This window comes from Streptosporangium sp. NPDC020072, assembly GCF_040631445.1.
Classification (GTDB): domain Bacteria; phylum Actinomycetota; class Actinomycetes; order Streptosporangiales; family Streptosporangiaceae; genus Streptosporangium.
The window spans coordinates 160,507-176,295 of record NZ_JBEYAB010000015.1 but is presented as its reverse complement, the minus strand read 5'-3'; the positions used below and the strand labels follow the sequence as shown (position 1 = coordinate 176,295).

Below are 15,789 nucleotides of genomic sequence, written 5' to 3'. Positions count from 1 at the left end.
ACTACAGGGGAGAGGTCCAGCCGGGCATGTGGGGAAGCGGGGAGACGAGCTTGCGGAGGTTGTCGGTCCCGGTGTTCGGCGGGACGGCCGGGCAGCGGGCTCCTCGGGCGGGGAGGGTCCGCGAGATCAGGTAGGAGTCGATGGCGCCCGTGGCGCACGGTCCACGGCCGTAGACGATGTGACCCCAGCCCTCGTAGGTGAGCAGGCGCCCGGAGCGGCCGAGCTGGCGGGTCGTGCTCACGGCCCACGGGTAGACGGTGGCCGGGTCGTGCAGCGAGTTGGCGACCAGAAGCGGCGTGTCCGTACGGACCCTCAGCTCGTGCTGCGGGTTGGGGATCGAACTCGGCTCTCCCAGGCACGTGAAGACCGGGAAGACCGCGAGGAAGCTGTAGCGCATGTCGGGCGCGATCCTGCCCAGCCTGCGCAGGTGCCTGTCGTACTCGCGGAAGTCGCGGACGGGCAGCCGGTAGTCCTCACAGAAGATCTGGAAGGGGTTGGGGCTGACGTCCTGGGCGCTCTTGGCGGCCAGGGGCGTGGGCAGCTGCCCGGCGGTGGCCTGGCCGGTGTCGAGGGCGGCCAGCAGTTCGGAGAACGGACGCCAGGTGTCGGCGCTGTAGAAGTAGTCCAGCGCGGTCCAGCTGAGGACGAAGGGCGTCAGCAGGGCGCCGGGCTGACCGGGGACACTGAGTTCGCCGCGGTCGGCCCGGGCCATCAGCCCCTTCCAGAGGGTTCTGACGTTCCCGTCGTGCTGGAGGCAGGCCTCGTCACGCTCGCACCAGGCCACGAACTCGTTGAAGGCGTCCTGCGCGCCCCAGGTCCCGGTGTCCATGAAGGTCCGGGTGTCGACGCTGTGGTCGATGACGCTGTCGAGCACGAAGGCCCGGACCCGCCGGGGGTAGCGCTCGGCGTACTGCTGGCCGAGGAGGGTGCCGTAGGAGATGCCCCAGAAGGACAGCTTCTCCTCGCCCAGCGCCGCGCGGAACGCGTCGAGGTCGGCCGCGGTGCTGAGCGAGTCGACGTGGTCGAACACCGGGCCGGTGCGGGCCCGGCAGTCGGCGCGCAGCCGCCTGCTGTAGGCCACGGCCCTGTCGAACTCGGCCTGGCTCTTCACGATCGGGTCGGGGGCCTGCTGCAGCAGCTCCGTCGAGCAGACCACCGGGTTGCTGCGGTTCGTGCCGCGCGGGTCGAGGCTGACGACGTCGAAGCGGCGCAGGGTCTCCGGGGTGAGGATCTGCGGGCTCGCGAGGACGAGGTCCACCCCCGACCCTCCGGGGCCGCCCGCGGCCACCACGAGCGTGCCGATCCTGGCGGCAGGGTCGGTGGCCTTGCGGCGGGCGACGCCCACGTTGAACGTCCCGCCCGCCGGACGCCTCCAGTCGACCGGTACGGCGAGCGTCCCGCACTCCGCGCCCGAATCCTCGGGGCAGGGGGCCCAGGAGATCGCGGCGCTGGGGGCGGGGGTCCGTGTGGTGTCCGCGGAAACCGGGGTGAAGGTGGATAAGGGGATCGTGAGCCCTAATAAGAGGGCAAATGCCTTACGCATGTCTTGATGATCGCCTATTTCCGGCGGGCGATCACCAGACGGAGGTACGGACCGTTTCCTCCCTTCGGAGGATCAGTGGACCGGGTCCCCGGTGTCACATGTTCACGCGTGTCCTGAACCGCTCGTGCGCGCTCTGCTTGGAGATCCCCATCGCCTCTCCGACCTGTGCCCAGGACGCGCCGGACTCCCGGGCCCCGGCGACGGCCTGGTCGAGCAGGACGCGCTGCCAGCCCTCCACCTGGGACAGCAGCGTCAGGGCGGCCAGCGGGCGTTCCGTGGCGAGTCGTGCGATCCGCTCGTACAGGAGGTTCGACTTGACCACCAGTTCGCTGGGCGGGGCGGCGGCGATCAGCGGGGCGGCGTGCCTGCTCCACCACCGGTACTCCGTCTCCTTCGCCCCCTCCCGCGTGGGCGGGAACCGGCGCTGGTCGGCCCACCCGCACGAGCAGGCGGCCTGGTAACCGACGAACTCCTTGACGAAGGCGCTTGAGGAGGAGGCCGGTTCGCCGTTGGGCAGCACCGGGGCGGCGAAGCCCTCGTGACCGGGGATGTCGGGGCTCATGAACGTCATGTTCGTCAGGATATCCTGACGAATCCCGGTCGGCGCAAGGAAGTCGTACCGGGCAGAATCGAAGGGATGAACCCACAGGAGGGGCCGACGCCCCGGTTCTCCGTCGGCGAGGGGTACGCGGTGTACCAGGGCCCGACACCGGACGGCTCCTTCCACCGGCACGCCGCCTTCCAGATCGCCGTCGCGGTCCGGGGCGAGGTCTCCATCGTGGACGCCTCGGACATCCACCACCGGGCCGTGACGCTGGTCGTGCCGCCGATGGAACGGCACCGCATGCTCGCCGCGACGGATCTCGTCGTCTTCTACGTCGAGCCGCACTGCGTGTTCGCCGACCGGCTGCGTGAACGCCACGGGGACGGCGTGACCCCCGCTCCCGAACTGCGCGGCCTGCGCGCGGAGGACATCGGCAGGGCGGGCGCCCGCCCGTCGGGTGAACTCGACCCCCGGCTGGTCGAGGCGCTGGACACGCTGTGGGACGGAAACGTTCCCATGCCCGTGCTGGCCGCGACGGTTGGGCTCTCCCCCCAGCGGTTGCGCGCTCTGGCACGGCACCAGGTGGGCATGCCGCTGACCCGCTGGCGGGTGTGGGCTCGGTTGCGTCTGGCGGCTGAGGCGTTGCAGGCGGGACGCTCCCCGGCCGAGGCGGCGTTCGCGGCGGGCTTCGCCGACCAGGCGCACCTCACCCGCCGGATGCGCGAGATGACGGGTCTCACGCCCGTGGCCGTACTGTCGCTGCTGCGCGGTCAGCCCTTGCGCGCGACGTAGATCGAGATCGAGCCGGTGGCCGTGGAGACCACCTCGGCCTCGTGCACGTCGCGGAACCCGGCGGCCGACATGAGACCGGGAAGCGCGCCGTCGGCGTTGGGCTGGGTGTCCTGCCTGCCGTCGGCGAACTGGACGGTCAGGAACGCCAGCCGCATCAGCTTCGTTCGCTGCAGCCCGTAGTCGGCGATCACCAGCCTCCCGCCCGGCCGCAGCGCAGTGGCCATCGACGCGAGCACCGCCCGCTTCACCGGCACCGGGCACTGGTGGAGCACGAGGCTGGACACGACGGTGTCCACCGAGGCGGCCCCCAGCAGGCCGGCCAGTTCGTCGCCCATGCCGGTCTGCCAGCGCACCGTCACACCGGAGGCGGCGGCCTTGCGCCTGGCCGTCGCCAGCACGTCGGAGTCGGGGTCGAGGCCGATGATCCGTGCCCTCGGCTCGACGCGGGCCAGCGTCACCGCCAGCGAGCCGGTGCCGCATCCCACGTCGACGATCACGTCGTCGGGGCGCGGTGCCACGTACATGGCGGCCAGCGCCCGCCACAGGCGTTCACGCGTCAGCGCGACCACATGGTCGTAGAACCGGGTGGGGGCGAAACGGCCGAGGGCGGGGGTGAAGGTGTTCTCACTCATGCCCGGCAGTCTCGTCCGCGCGCCGCGGCCCGGTCTTGAACGAACCGCTCGCGGATGTCCGCAGGGCCCGGGTGGCGGCGGTCGGCGCGCCACCGCCGGGGGACGGGCGCCCCGGGCGGCCGTGTGGCCGTCGCCCGGGACACCGGTGGGAGGTCAGGAGGGGTCGGAGAGGATTCTCAGGCGGGGTTCGCGCTGCCACTTGACCCGCACCTCGAAGTGGCCCTCCGCGCCGGTCTTGGCGATCACCGCCCCGGCCTCCGCGCTCAGCCTGACGCCGAACTGCAACTCGACCTCGTCCGGTGGTACGGCCATGGCCTGGAACTGCTTCAGGGCGCTGGAGGCCGCGTCGCGCACCCCGGCCAGGGCGCCCTCGAAGGAGACCTTCGCCTGGGCGAGGCCGCCGTCCCTGCGGGAGAGACGTTCGAAGCCGGGGGCCGGGTCGAGTTCGACGAGCACCGAGCCCTCCTCACCGTCGATGTCGAAACGCACCAGTTCTGTCATGGGGTGACTCCGTTCGGTTTCGCGGGCCGGATGGGCCGGCCGGGCCGGTTGAGGGGGCCGGGGCAGGAGAACGACAGCAGGTCCTTCCGCTCCTGCTCGTTCGGCCGCCACCTGTTCTTGACACGGTCCTGGACCCGGTCGAGTTCGGTGAGCAGGTCGGGCAGCCGTTCCGGGGCGCTCAGATACTCGATGACGGCGTCGCCGAAGGCGTCGCGCAGGGCGGGCGGCATCAGGTCGGAGGCGTCCAGGCACACCATGGCCGCCCCGTCGAGGGTGTCCGCGACCTTCCTGCCCACCGGATCCTTGACGGAATGGACGTCGGGGGGCACTCCCAGGTTCGCCGAGAAGGCGGCACCGGCCGGGATGGCGGGCCAGATCCGCTGGGCCTCGTCACCGGCGAGGAACCTCATCAGTTCCTTTGCCTGCGGGGTCGCGTTGAACATCCCGGCGAAGTCGGCGGAGACCACCACCGACCGGCGAACGGCGCCGCCCTTCCCGGAGGGGAGGGACGGGAAGGGGAAGAAGTCGACGTCGCCGCCCGGCGGGTAGGTGACGATGACGAAGGACGCCTGGTGTTCGAGGAGACAGCCGGGCGGGTCGCCGAACAGCCCGAGCCCGGCCTCGCTGAAGTCGGTCAGCAGCGCGACCCTGCGGCCCTGCCGGTCGAGGCCGGAGGCGTCCAGGATCCTCCCCCACGTCTCCCATGCCTGCCGTACCTCGTCGGAGGTCCACGCCAGCGTCCCCGAGGCCCACTCCCGGTACTTCTCGGGACCGACCTGGTGCAGCAGGATGTCCTCGATCCAGTCGGTCCCCGGCCAGCCCGCCGAACGCAGGGCCTGCATCCCCAGACACCAGACGCTCCGTGCCCGGCCCCCGGTCCGCAGGGAGAGCGGGTCCCGCATCTCCTGGGGGGAGGGCCGCCAGCGCGACCGGTCGTACCAGACGAGGCTCTTGAGGTTGACCTTGAACGGCACGGCGTACACCTTCCGGTTCAGCCGCAGCAGCCACGGCCGCCCGTACTGGTCCTGCCGGGAGACCACCCCGTCCAGGGGGAGGAGGTCGCCGCTGTGGGCGTACTGCGCCAGGTCACCGGTGCTGGGCAGGATCGCGATGTCCGGGGGTGTCCCGCCCCGCAGGTCGGAGCGGAGCGTCTCGTCGATCGCGCGGGTCCCGGTGTACTCGACGTGGATGCCGGTTCTGTCCTCGAAGGCGGCAAGGACCTTCCCGAAGTGCTCGGCCTCGGTGCCGGTCCAGGTCGCGAGCACCGAGACGGTACGGCCTCCGGGCAGCGACGCGCACGCCGTGGCGCACACGGTGACGCCCAGCAGCGCCAGCCCGGCGACGATCCTCGTGGTGACCCTGTGGAGCGTTCTTCGTCTCATCGTGGCCGGTACCTGTACTCGTTGAGGCGTGGGTGGATGCCGCCCCAGATCAGTGCCCCGGCGGCGGCGGAGAGCAGCGGGATGAGGAAGACCAGGCCCGCGTACTCCGTGGCGTCCCGCATCCGGACGTTGACCTCTCTGATCTCGGCCGCCTCCCTCGGGACCGGTGGTGGGGGGACGTCGTGCCGTACACGCAGTTCCTTGGTGACCGTGGGGCCGCACGTGCCCGGCGTGCCGCAGACGGGGTCCAGCAGTCGCGCCAGTCGTTCGTCGCCGTAGTCGTGCTCCGCCTCGACCCCGGCCTTCCTGGCCTCGGCCACCCTCCGCGTCATCGTGCCCGCCTCGTCGAGATCGGCCCCGGAGAAGTAGGCCGGTGAGGTCGCCGCCGCCAGGACGAGCACGAGCGCGGTGGCCGTGAGCAGCCGGGGGTTCAGGTCCCGGCGGAAGCGCCGCCGCAGGAAGACCTGCGTCCCGCAGAGCAGGGCCAGCGTCGTCAGGAGGCAGAGGCCCCAGCAGACCGTGGCCGTCCGCATCGCCCAGGTGGACGGGAACTGCGCGCGCAGCCATGTCCACTGCCGTTCCTGGGCGTCGTCGAGCGTCTTGAGGATGCCCTGCCTGTCATGGTGCATGAGGCGGGAGGCGCCCCAGAGGTAGGTCGCGCCGACGGTGCCGTCCCCGCGCCGGTAGTGCTCCCCGGCCTGCTCGACGAGGGTGGTGTAGACGGCCAGCATCCCCTGGGCGAGTTGCAGGTCGTCGCTCCTGCCCGGCACGTCGTCGGCGACGTCGTCCCTGGCCGCCTGGGCGAGGTTGAGACCGGCGGTCTGGATCTGCTCGCGGTACTCCTGCTCGGCGGGCAGGGTGAGCGTGGCCCCTCCCGGTGATGGAACGCCCGACCCCGAAACGCCCGCCTCTGCGGTGCCCGGTTCCGGGGCACGCGCCCCTGAGGCGCCCGGCCCCGGGGTGTCAGGTTCCGAGGTGCCGCGTTCCGAGGTGCCGAGGAAGGTCTCGACGGCGGCCCGGTCGGCGGTGGCCAGCGCCTGCCGGACGCTCGATATCTCCAGGATCGCGGAGATCGCCCTTGAGTCGGCGGTCTGGTGCACGCCCTGGAACAGCCAGAAGGAGGTGACGAACAGCGCGGCGACGGCGACCGTCAGCATGGCCCGGAGGCGCCACAGGGTCCTGCGCGTGGTGCTCACCGGTCCTCCGGGGGCAGCTCGTCGGGAGCCTCCGATTTATCCGATAAATCGGATAAATCCTGCAGGGGGAGGCCGCACTGTTCGCAGAACAGGGAGTCCGCCCGTGGCACACGTGAGCAGTTCGGGCACCGCCGCCGCGCGGCCACCAGCCGTTCCTCGGGCTCCTCACCGAGCCGCCGTGAACGGGCGCCGGGGCTCAGCGTCGAGTGCCACGAGCTGAGCTGTGACCCCTTCATGTCCCTGGGGTCGATCCGCTCCCTCAGCCGCACCAGCCCCCGGGAGGCGTCCACGACGTGGACCAGGTGGGACAGCCACCGCAGGTTCCTGTCGTTGCCGAGTTCCGTCGCGAGCCGTACGGCCAGGCCCCACGCCCGCTCGGCCTCGGCCCCGTCGCCGGACTCGTAGGCCAGGCGGCCCGCGTCGATCGCCTCCCTGAGCGCCAGGTGCCGGGCGTGGTGGCCGACCTTCGGGTCGACCCGGGAGGACAGCGCGGGCTCGTCGGTCCAGTGCACGAGGATCGGCGTCCCCACGGCGGGCAGTTCGACCTCTCCGGAGGCCCCCTCGGCCGCCGCCAGGTCCACCCGGGCCAGCCGCAGGTCCTCACCCCGGTCACGGCCGGTCGGATCGACGTCTATGCGGACGAAGTACTCCCTGCTCTCCTCACCCCACGGCCCCGTCCCGAACTCCACCGTCCCGTCGGTCCGTACGAGCCGCCCGGTGAGGTCGGCCTCGACGGGGAAGACCTGTTTGACGTAGCGGACCTCGGCGCCGGGCAGCAGCCTCAGCCTGACGCGCAGGTCGGGGACACCCCTGCGCATCGCGGAACGCGTCATCTCCCGGAAGTCGGCCACCAGGTCGGCGTCCTCGCGTACGGCGTCGGCCGTGCCGTTGAGCCCGGTGACGACGCGCAGCAGCTCCTGTGACGCCCAGCCGTCCCCGATGCCGCGGGCGTCGCAGGAGAAGAGTCCCGCGCAGGCGTCGAGTTCCGCGTCGAGCCGTTCCCCCGGCTCGCTCTCGTTGCGGCCGTCGGTCAGCAGGATCGCGTGCCTGATCACGGCGGGCCGGGTGGCGAGGACGCGCCGGGCGAGCCGCAGCCAGGTGCTCATCGCCGTGCCGCCGCGTTCGGTGAGCCGCCGCACCGCGGCCTTCGCCTCGGCTCTGACCTCCGGCGTCGCCACGGCCAGCCCGGGGGCGGGCGGGTAGACCATCGCGGCCTCGTGGTTGCCGGAGACGACGGCGAAGAACGCGCCGTCGCGCAGCGTGTCGATCGCCGCCGCGCTCGCCCGCCTGGCCGCGCCGATCTTCGTGCCCGGCCTGCCCATGGAGCCCGAGGTGTCCACGAGGATGACCTCGGCCACCGTGGGGGCGAGCCCGTCCAGGCCGTGCGCGCCGATCGTGAGCATGGCGTGCATCTCGCCGGCCGTGGCCCGCAGGTACTTGTTCTGGCCCACTTCGAGGGTGAAGGCGGGGCGTGCGCTCATCCGTTCCTGTTCCTCCTCATCGCCGGATCGTCGCCGGGTCACCGCCCGGTCACCGCCGTGTTCTCGGGCGGACCGTGTTGGCGAGGTCGATCAGCGCGTTGTGCCGCCGGGCGTCGTCCGCCTGCTGGGCGAGCCTGCGCAGGGACTCCTCAAGGAGCGCGCGCTGGGCCGCCTCACCGACCGGGTCGGCCAGGACCGGGGGGCCGTACCCCCGGGAGACCCCGGTCCCGCCGCCGGTCGTGCTCCCGGGCCTGGCTCCGGTCGCGCCGGGTACGGCCCGCCGTCCCCCGCCCTCCAGCATCCACTCAAGCGCCGCCTCCTGCAGCGCGGCCCGCAACCGGGCGCGGGCGTCGCCGTCCCGGTCGCCGCCGTCCAGGTACAGGTCGGGCAGCCGGTCGATCACCTCGCCCAGGTCCGCGGCCGTCGGCAGGCGCGCGCCCGCGCCCGGCCCGCCGGGCAGCCGTCCCGCGTGGATCCGCACCGCGGCGATCCTGGCCGCGTCGAAGTGCCGCGAGACGCGGGGCACCTGGTCGAGGATCCGTACGGCCTCGCCCCTGGCGCCCTCGGCCAGGTGGATGCGGGCCAGCCCGAAGGCCGCGCTCACCTGGGAGCGGTCACGGTGCCACACCGCCCGGTAGTGCCGCGCGGCCCGGTCCGGCTCCCCCAGGTGCTCGGCGCAGAAGCCCAGGGCCAGCTTGGGCGCGTCCTCCCCGGGCAACGCCGTGTAGACGGCGTCGAACCGCTCCAGCGCCAGGTCGGCCCGCCCCTCGGCGAGGGCGAGGAGCCCGTGGTGCCAGGCCGTCCGCCAGTCGTACGGCGCGCCCTCGCCGAGGACCGTCCCGGCCCTCTCCAGGCACCGCCCGGCCTCGTCGATCTCGGCCAGTTCGAGGTGGGCCCGGCACATGAGCAGGTACGCCTCGGCCGACTCCCGCCGCAGGGCGCCGAGCGTGTCGACGAGCCGCCGGGGGTCGTCGACGCTCACGTTCGCCAGGTGACCCGCCTCGGGGTCGTCGGGGTTCACCTTGGGTGTGGGCAGCCGGACGGCGCCAACGGAGGGCGCGGGCCTGCCGGGGTCCAGCAACGCCGTACGGCCCGCGGGCCCGATCCAGTGGTCGAGCGGCGGCACCGCCCCGAGCCCGGCGTCGAGCAGCGCGGCGGTCGGGGTGAAGACCGTGGACGGCTCGGGACGGGGAAGACCGTCACGCAGGGAGAGGATCTCCCGCAGCACACCGCGCAGTTGCTCGGCCATCTCCGCCGCCGAGGAGAACCGCTCGGGGAACGGGGCGGTCGCGCGGCGCAGCAGCCGAAGGAACGACTCGGCGCCGGGGGCGTCCTCGGCCTGCCAGCCTCCGGGGAGCAGGGACTCCAGGGTGCGGCCGACCGTGTGGAGGTCGGATCGTACGGTCAGCCAGTGCTCGTCGATCTCCTCCTGGGAGACCTGGAAGTCGCGGGTGTGGACGAGGGGGGAGGTCCGGTCGCCGATCCAGCGGGCCGCGCCGAGGTCGATCAGCTTGACCCGGTCTCCGGTGTGCAGGACGTTGTCGGGCTTCATGTCGCAGTACAGCAGGCCACGGCGCCCAGAGCCCGCGTCGGCGAAGCCGTGCAGGTACTCGAAGGCCGACAGGATGCCCAGACCGTAGGAGATCACCTGCTCGACGGGCAGGTCACCGGTGGCGGCGACCTCGTGCAGGGACCGCCCGTCCACGTACTCCATGACGATGTAGTCGGTCTCGGTTTTCGAGCGCGGGTCGGGGTGGGTGACGAAGTTGAGGATGCGGACGATGTTGGGGTGGTGCAGGACGGTGAGGATCTGCCGTTCCCGTACGGCCACCCGCCTGGCGTGTTCGTCGCCGTCGCCGATCAGCCCCTTGAGCGCGACGTGCAGCTCCAGCCCGGTGTCCCAGGCGAGGTAGACCCAGCCGAGACCGCCGTGGGCCAGGCAGCCGAGCACCCGGTAGCGGTCGACCATCTCACCGGGCAGCAGCTTCGGCCTGAAGGAGTACGGGGTACGGCAGAGCGAGCAGACCCCCTCGAAGAGCGGCGGCTGTCCGAGGTAGCCGCCTCCGACGACCCCCGCGCAGCCGGGACGCGCGCAGGGCCGTCCGTGCTCGGGCGGGCGGGGGGCGGGGTCGACACGGCTGAGCGGGTCGGTCGCGGGAAGCACGGGCAGCGGGACCGTACCGGAGGTGCCGTGGGACCTGGCCGGTTCCTCAGTGGCCCCAATGACGCCGGTGGCCCCGGTGGCCCCGGTGGCCCCGGTGGACGGCGGGTCGTTCCTGTGCCCCCGGGCGTCGCAGTAGCCGGTCTCGTCGACGACCCCCGTGCAGCCGGGGCGCGCGCAGGGGGTCATCCGCCCCCGCCCGCCCTGCCGGTCGCGCGCAGGCGCCTGACGGCCGTCTCGTAGTTCCTGACCAGGGTGCCCGCCCGGTCGACGTCGCAGGGCCGCCGGTCCCACAGCAGTTCGTGGGCCTCGTCGTAGAGGCGGCCGAGCTCGATGTCCTCAGCCAGGCCCGCGCCCGCCGCCAGGGCCTTGCCGGTCTCCAACCGGCCGCGCAGCTCGTCCCTGCGGCCCAGGGCCTCCCGCAGGCTCCGGCCGTACTCCTCGATCCGCGCCGCCGCGCGGCCCTCGCGGCGCAGGAGTTCCTGGAGTTCACGGGCGGTCCAGTGCTCCTCGGGCGCCGAGTCCGGATGCCGCAGCAGGCGGAGCCGGAACGCGGCGACGAGGTCGGGCGGGTCGGGCACGCCCGCGACACGCGGGGCGACCTCCCGCCAGTGCTCGACGGCGCGTCGCTCGGCGGCCCCGAGCTTGGCGACCAGGTCGGCCAGCTCGCCGAGAAGCCGCAGGACGTGCACACGCTCGGCGAGGGCCGCCTCCGACTCAAGGGAGCGCGCCTGGTCGAGGGCCGGGGAGGCGTCACGCCCGAACACCAGCAGCAGCCGGGACCGCTGCTCGGCGAGCGGCCGCAGCAGGGTCTCCACGAGGGAGACCGGGTCGTCGGCCTCGTCGATGCCGTACACGACGATGGTCATGGACGGGACACCGTCACGCACCCGCCCGGCCGCGGCGCCGGGAGGGCCGGGGATGCCGAGCCGGTCGAGGATGCGCAGGGAGATCGCCTCCACGGTCTTCCCCGAGGCGTCGACGGCAAGGTCGAGGCTGGCGGCGGGGGAGACGGTCCCCGGGGGCGCGGAGACCAGCACCCCGTCGGGCGGGCGGTGCTCCCGGTCGGAGGAGACGATGACGCTGCGCAGCGTCCGCGACTGCCCCGGGCCGCCGCCGGTGATCACGCGTACGGCGCTCGGCGCGCGCAGCCAGTCGGTCATCCGCTGGGCGAGCGCGACGTCGGGGACCAGTGGGTCGTAGTCGACGGCCGTCTCCGGATCGACCGCGCCCGGCCCGTGCACCCACCGTCTGGTCCGCGGCAGGTAACGCGCGACGGTCTCCACCGGGATCATGTAGGCGAGGTTCACCGGGCCGCCCCTGCGCCCGCCGACGACCACGCCCATCACGTGGTCGTTGAGCTCGTTGAGGACGGCCGCGCCGCTGAACCCCTGCCGGGGCTCGCCGGGACGCCAGTCGTTGAGCTGCACCCACTCGCCACGCGGGCCGCAACTGCCCGCCAGCCGCATGGAGGCCCACAGGCCGTCGGGGTGGTCGTGGGGGAAGCCGAGCGCGTGGACCTGGGTCCCCAGCGGGGTCGCCTGCCTGCGCAGGGAGGCGCCGCAGCCCTCCGGCTGGTCCTCGGCCAGCCGGAGCAGGGCGAGGTCGCCCTCGCCCGCCTTTCCCTCGGGAATCCAGTGGTCCGGCTCGACCCGGCCGGTGGTCGTCGCCCCGGGGCGGGTGGTGAACTCGACGACGACCTCGGTCTCCGGCGGGGCCTGCCCGTCACCGGCGACGTGGGCGCAGGTCAGCACGTGCCGGGTGCCGACGAGCATGCCGGCGCCCAGAATCCGGCCGGTTCCGGCGTCCCTGATGCGCGCGTGCCAGGGGAAGGGGACACCGGCGGTTTCGGTCGGGCGCACTCTGATCAACTCCAGGCGGCCGGTGGGGGTCGGCCCCCGTCTCTCGAATGGTGATCGGAAAGGCGGATCGACCGGGGGTCTCCGCCTCTGTCTCGCTTTGGGGCGACGGTAATGCACCGTGTGCAATTCGTAAAGGAATGCGGGTCAGGCTGCCGGGTGATTTCCCGTCGTTCTTATCGGCTGGCCGGATATGGCGATATGTGTGGTGCCGTACGAGGGGTCTGTCGTCCTTCTTGCGGTGGTTTGTCGGCCCGCATCCGACGGGGTGGGCGATGTTCTCCATGGTCCTGCGGATCGTGGGATGTTTCACGCGGAAGGCGGTTCCCCGGATGCCGGGTGAAATTCTCCTGTCCCGTATTCGGGGCGCGCAAGCCCTTGGGACGGGGTCGGCAAAGGCCGGGCCAAGCACGGAACACCGTCTTGAACAGGCCACTACGTTATTTTCACAACGTTGCCCGTTGAATGGCCGGTGGCGCTGGAATGCGATCCATGCGGGCAATTTCCCGAAAGGCCCAAGTACGTATGCCGTTGATAAGAATGCCCAGCCGTACAATCAGGGTCGCCGCCGGTGTGGTGATCGCGATCACGGCGCTGTCCTACAGCGCGGGAGACTTCGACCCCCGCCTGCCGGTCGCCCTTTCCGCCGGGTTCGCAGCCGGGACGGGCTGCCTGGCGTTCGCCGTCGGGCGTTCCCTGACGCGCGCGCTGCGGCGGGGTGAGGCCAAGGTCGGCCGGATGTGCGGGGAGCTGAACCGCGTCGGGCGCAGGGTCGGCTCCCTTGAGAAGAAGGGCGAGGCACGGCACGCCGAGTGCCTGCGCTCCCTCACCAGGACCGACCAGCTGGTCGAGGACGGCTTCGAGCGGGTCGGCGGGCAGCACCGCTCCCTGGAACGGGAGATCGGCCGCTCGTACACGCAGTTCGAGGCCTTCGCCGACCTGCGGTCGCTCATCACCCCCCGCGCTCCGCTTCCCCCGCTCAGAGGCTGGGCCGCCTCCCCCGACGTGCTGCGGATGATGACCGGGTGGATCCTCAGGACCAGGCCGAAGACCATCGTCGAGTGCGGCAGCGGGTCGTCGAGCGTGTGGCTCGGCTACGTCGCCGAACGCACCGGGGCGAAGGTCGTCGCGCTCGAACACGAGCCGCGCTACGCCGAGGCCAGCCGCGACCTGGTCCGTGCCCACGGCCTCTCCGACGTCGTCGAGATCCGTGACGCGCCCCTGCTGCCCTGGCTGGAGGGGATGGAGACCTACCTGTGGTACGACCGGGAGGCGCTCGTCGGCGTCGAGGACGTCGGCCTCGTCTTCGTGGACGGGCCACCCGGCGCCACCGGGCCCGCCGCGCGCTACCCCGCGCTTCCGCTGCTGCTGCCCCGCTGCTCCGAGCAGGTCGCGTTCTTCCTCGACGACGCGGCCAGGGCGGACGACAAGGTGGTCAGCGACCGCTGGGTGCTGCGCTTCCCCGAGGTGACCCGCACCACGCACCCGGCGGAGAAGGGCCTGGACGTCTTCGTCAGGGGCGGCATGTGAACCGCGAGGTGCTCGGCTGCCACATCGGGTTCGAGGAGAGCCCCGCCGTACTGGCGAGACTGCGCGACGGGACGGACGCGACCTGGACGGACCTGGACGCCGTCCCCGCCGACCATGTGATCGCCGAGGAGAGCGAGAGGTTCCTGCTGCTCGCCAGGACCTCCGCCGACCTGCGCAGGGCCGTGCCGTACGGGGGGATGCTGCCGCGGGTGCGGACGCTGACGGTCATGGTCGCCGAGACGCCGCCGTGGCGGGTGGCTCCGGTGCCCGTCCCCGACGGGGCCGCGTTCTGGCGCGCGCTGCGCGAGGTCCACGTGAGCGGCGGACGGCCGCCCGCCTGGGCGTGGCGCGTCGAGGTGACCTTCGGCAGGGCCGTACCGGCGGGGGAGGTGCTGCGCGCCGTGACCAGGGGGCTGGGCGGCACGGCCCGCGAGAGGCTGCACGGCCCGGTGGTCGCCCTGGCGGGTACGGGGACGGCCCACTGGCGTCCCGGGGATCCCAACGTCACCCCCACGCCCCTGTCCGGCCCCGTCCCCGCCCGGCGGGACGCCTCGGGCGGAGACCTCTGCCTCCGCGCCGCCTCCTGCGGGACACCGGACTGGCTGGGGGAGGGGCCGGCCCCGATCGACCGGCGGGAACCCGCCCGCCGTGCCGCCTCCCGGCTCGTCCCCGCCCGCCCGGCGCTCCTCGCCCAGGCCAACCTCGTCCCCGGCCCCGTCGCGCCCGTCCCGGACCTGGGACCGGGCCTGGGTTCCGACCCTGGTCCTGACCCGGGCCTCGAACCGGGCCTCGACCCGGGCCTCGACCCGGGCCTCGACCCGGGCCTCGAGTCGGGCCTTGAGCCGGGCTTCGGGCCGGGCGTGAGAGGGCCGGGTCCCGCCACGGTCCTCGGCCCTCTCACGCCCGACCTGATCGCGCCGATCGACGAGCGCTCCGTCTGCCCCATCGGGTTCCTGCCCGCCGCGGACGGACCCGTGGCCGAACTGACCGCACGCTCGGGGGCCTATGAGATCGCCGCCGGGGACGTCGTGGTGCGCGTCCCGCCGTCCGGCGCCCTCACCGACACCGACGTCTCCCGGCTGCGCGGCCTCGCGGGCGTCACCGTCGACCTCACAGCGGATCCCACAGTGGATCCCACCGGGAGCCTCACCGGGAGTGCCGCCGAAGCCCTCGGCCTCGCCCGTACGGTCTGCGGGCTGGCCGCCGCGGGTGTCCCCGTCGTCGCCACCCCCACCGGGGCCTGGCGCGACCTGCTCGGCGCCGAACTGGCCGACCTGCTGGACGGCTTCAGCGTCTCCCGGCTGACCGACGCCCTGGACCGCGAGCAGTACAGCGTCAGGCTGCGGCGCCTCGCGCTCGACCTGCACGGCGTCGAGGGCAGGTGGCGCTCGCTCGCCGCCGCGCGAGGCCTGCGCGTCCCCGGGCCGGGGACGGTCTCCGTGCTGCTGTGCACGCGGCGCCCCGACATGGTGGGCTTCGCCCTGCGGCAGGCGGGCAGACAACGCGGCCCCGAGGTCGAGGTCGTCCTGACCCTGCACGGCTTCCGGGCCGACCACCCGGACGTCGCGGCGGCCGTCGCCGCCCACAAGGGGACGATCACCGTGATCGAGGCCGACGCGCGCATGGTCTTCGGGGAGGCGCTCAACCAGGCCGCGGAGCGGGCCTCGGGCGCCTGGCTGACGAAGATGGACGACGACGACTGGTACGGCCCCGGCCACCTGTCGGACCTGCTGCTCGCCCAGCGGTACTCCGGCGCCGACCTGGTCGGGTCCGCGCCCGAGTTCGTCTACCTGGAACGGATCGGCGTCACCGTACGCCGTGACATGGCCACCGAGCTGTACACCGGCGTCGTGGCCGGCGGAACCATGCTGCTGTCCCGTGCGGCGTTCGACAACGCCGGAGGCTTCCGCCCGATCCCGCGCACGGTGGACGGCCAGCTGCTGCAGTCGGTCACCGCGGCCGGAGGCCGGGTCTACCGCACCCACGGCCTCAACTACATCCTCCGGCGCCGGGAGGCCTCAGGCCACACCTGGCAGGAGCCGATCAACGCCTTCCTGCGGTCGTTCAGGCGGCAGTGGAGGGGATTCCACGCCAACCCCCTGATGGAAACGGAAGCGCTCTCCACGACCGGAGAGCGCGACAAGGCATAGATGAAGGGGCCCATGAAC

General features: G+C 72.9%; 12 protein-coding genes. 3 read left to right on the top strand and 9 right to left on the bottom strand.

What is annotated here, in order from left to right; all coding sequences use genetic code 11:
* Position 1: 1 nt before the first annotated feature.
* Both ABZ470_RS32500 and ABZ470_RS32495 read right to left on the bottom strand, forming a co-directional pair.
* A complete protein-coding gene (locus ABZ470_RS32500) occupies positions 2 to 1,543 on the bottom strand; it encodes an alpha/beta hydrolase (protein ID WP_362916247.1) in 1,542 nt (513 codons plus the stop codon).
* Positions 1,544 to 1,637: 94 nt separating this feature from the next.
* Positions 1,638 to 2,114: a hypothetical protein gene (locus ABZ470_RS32495; RefSeq protein ID WP_362916245.1), complete on the bottom strand. Its 477-nt coding sequence runs from the start codon at positions 2,112 to 2,114 to the stop codon at positions 1,638 to 1,640.
* Positions 2,115 to 2,180: 66 nt separating this feature from the next.
* On the opposite strand from ABZ470_RS32495, the gene ABZ470_RS32490 reads away from it, so the two are divergent.
* Complete coding sequence (locus ABZ470_RS32490; RefSeq protein WP_362773045.1) at positions 2,181 to 2,879, top strand: helix-turn-helix domain-containing protein; 699 nt, start codon at positions 2,181 to 2,183, stop codon at positions 2,877 to 2,879.
* Here the strand turns inward: ABZ470_RS32490 and ABZ470_RS32485 are convergent.
* The 7 genes from ABZ470_RS32485 to ABZ470_RS32455 all read right to left on the bottom strand — a co-directional run bounded on the left by ABZ470_RS32485 (position 2,858) and on the right by ABZ470_RS32455 (position 12,094).
* Entirely contained in the window at positions 2,858 to 3,511 is a 654-nt protein-coding gene (locus ABZ470_RS32485; RefSeq protein WP_352015513.1) for a class I SAM-dependent methyltransferase, read from the bottom strand. The genes ABZ470_RS32490 and ABZ470_RS32485 overlap by 22 nt on opposite strands.
* A 153-nt stretch (positions 3,512 to 3,664) precedes the next feature.
* Positions 3,665 to 4,012, bottom strand: coding sequence for a CU044_2847 family protein (locus tag ABZ470_RS32480; protein WP_352015512.1), 348 nt, complete (start codon positions 4,010 to 4,012; stop codon positions 3,665 to 3,667).
* Positions 4,009 to 5,394, bottom strand: coding sequence for an ABC transporter substrate-binding protein (locus tag ABZ470_RS32475; protein WP_362916243.1), 1,386 nt, complete (start codon positions 5,392 to 5,394; stop codon positions 4,009 to 4,011). Before ABZ470_RS32475 ends, ABZ470_RS32480 begins: the two co-directional genes overlap by 4 nt.
* On the bottom strand, positions 5,391 to 6,590 hold the full coding sequence (locus ABZ470_RS32470) for a hypothetical protein (RefSeq protein WP_362916241.1): 1,200 nt from the start codon (positions 6,588 to 6,590) through the stop codon (positions 5,391 to 5,393). Before ABZ470_RS32470 ends, ABZ470_RS32475 begins: the two co-directional genes overlap by 4 nt.
* Positions 6,587 to 8,071, bottom strand: a complete 1,485-nt coding sequence (locus ABZ470_RS32465) for a VWA domain-containing protein (protein WP_362916239.1) — start codon at positions 8,069 to 8,071, stop codon at positions 6,587 to 6,589. The genes ABZ470_RS32470 and ABZ470_RS32465 overlap by 4 nt, the downstream gene beginning before the upstream one ends.
* Positions 8,072 to 8,120: 49 nt before the next feature.
* Positions 8,121 to 10,421, bottom strand: coding sequence for a tetratricopeptide repeat protein (locus ABZ470_RS32460; protein ID WP_362916237.1), 2,301 nt, complete (start codon positions 10,419 to 10,421; stop codon positions 8,121 to 8,123).
* On the bottom strand, positions 10,418 to 12,094 hold the full coding sequence (locus ABZ470_RS32455; protein WP_362916235.1) for a trypsin-like peptidase domain-containing protein: 1,677 nt from the start codon (positions 12,092 to 12,094) through the stop codon (positions 10,418 to 10,420). Before ABZ470_RS32455 ends, ABZ470_RS32460 begins: the two co-directional genes overlap by 4 nt.
* A gap of 537 nt (positions 12,095 to 12,631) precedes the next feature.
* Between ABZ470_RS32455 and ABZ470_RS32450 the strand changes: the two genes are divergently transcribed.
* Complete coding sequence (locus ABZ470_RS32450) at positions 12,632 to 13,621, top strand: class I SAM-dependent methyltransferase (protein WP_352015506.1); 990 nt, start codon at positions 12,632 to 12,634, stop codon at positions 13,619 to 13,621.
* On the top strand, positions 13,618 to 15,771 hold the full coding sequence (locus tag ABZ470_RS32445) for a glycosyltransferase (RefSeq protein WP_362916233.1): 2,154 nt from the start codon (positions 13,618 to 13,620) through the stop codon (positions 15,769 to 15,771). Before ABZ470_RS32450 ends, ABZ470_RS32445 begins: the two co-directional genes overlap by 4 nt.
* Positions 15,772 to 15,789: the final 18 nt, after the last annotated feature.

Excerpts from the sequence above, each read along its gene's own strand:
- ABZ470_RS32475 (WP_362916243.1), bottom strand. The coding sequence starts at position 5,394 with ATGAGACGAAGAACGCTCCACAGGGTCACCACGAGGATCGTCGCCGGG.
- ABZ470_RS32495 (WP_362916245.1), bottom strand. The coding sequence starts at position 2,114 with ATGACGTTCATGAGCCCCGACATCCCCGGTCACGAGGGCTTCGCCGCC.
- ABZ470_RS32460 (WP_362916237.1), bottom strand. The coding sequence starts at position 10,421 with ATGACCCCCTGCGCGCGCCCCGGCTGCACGGGGGTCGTCGACGAGACC.
- ABZ470_RS32485 (WP_352015513.1), bottom strand. The coding sequence starts at position 3,511 with ATGAGTGAGAACACCTTCACCCCCGCCCTCGGCCGTTTCGCCCCCACC.
- ABZ470_RS32450 (WP_352015506.1), top strand. The coding sequence starts at position 12,632 with ATGCCCAGCCGTACAATCAGGGTCGCCGCCGGTGTGGTGATCGCGATC.
- ABZ470_RS32490 (WP_362773045.1), top strand. The coding sequence starts at position 2,181 with ATGAACCCACAGGAGGGGCCGACGCCCCGGTTCTCCGTCGGCGAGGGG.
- ABZ470_RS32500 (WP_362916247.1), bottom strand. The coding sequence starts at position 1,543 with ATGCGTAAGGCATTTGCCCTCTTATTAGGGCTCACGATCCCCTTATCC.
- ABZ470_RS32465 (WP_362916239.1), bottom strand. The coding sequence starts at position 8,071 with ATGAGCGCACGCCCCGCCTTCACCCTCGAAGTGGGCCAGAACAAGTAC.
- ABZ470_RS32480 (WP_352015512.1), bottom strand. The coding sequence starts at position 4,012 with ATGACAGAACTGGTGCGTTTCGACATCGACGGTGAGGAGGGCTCGGTG.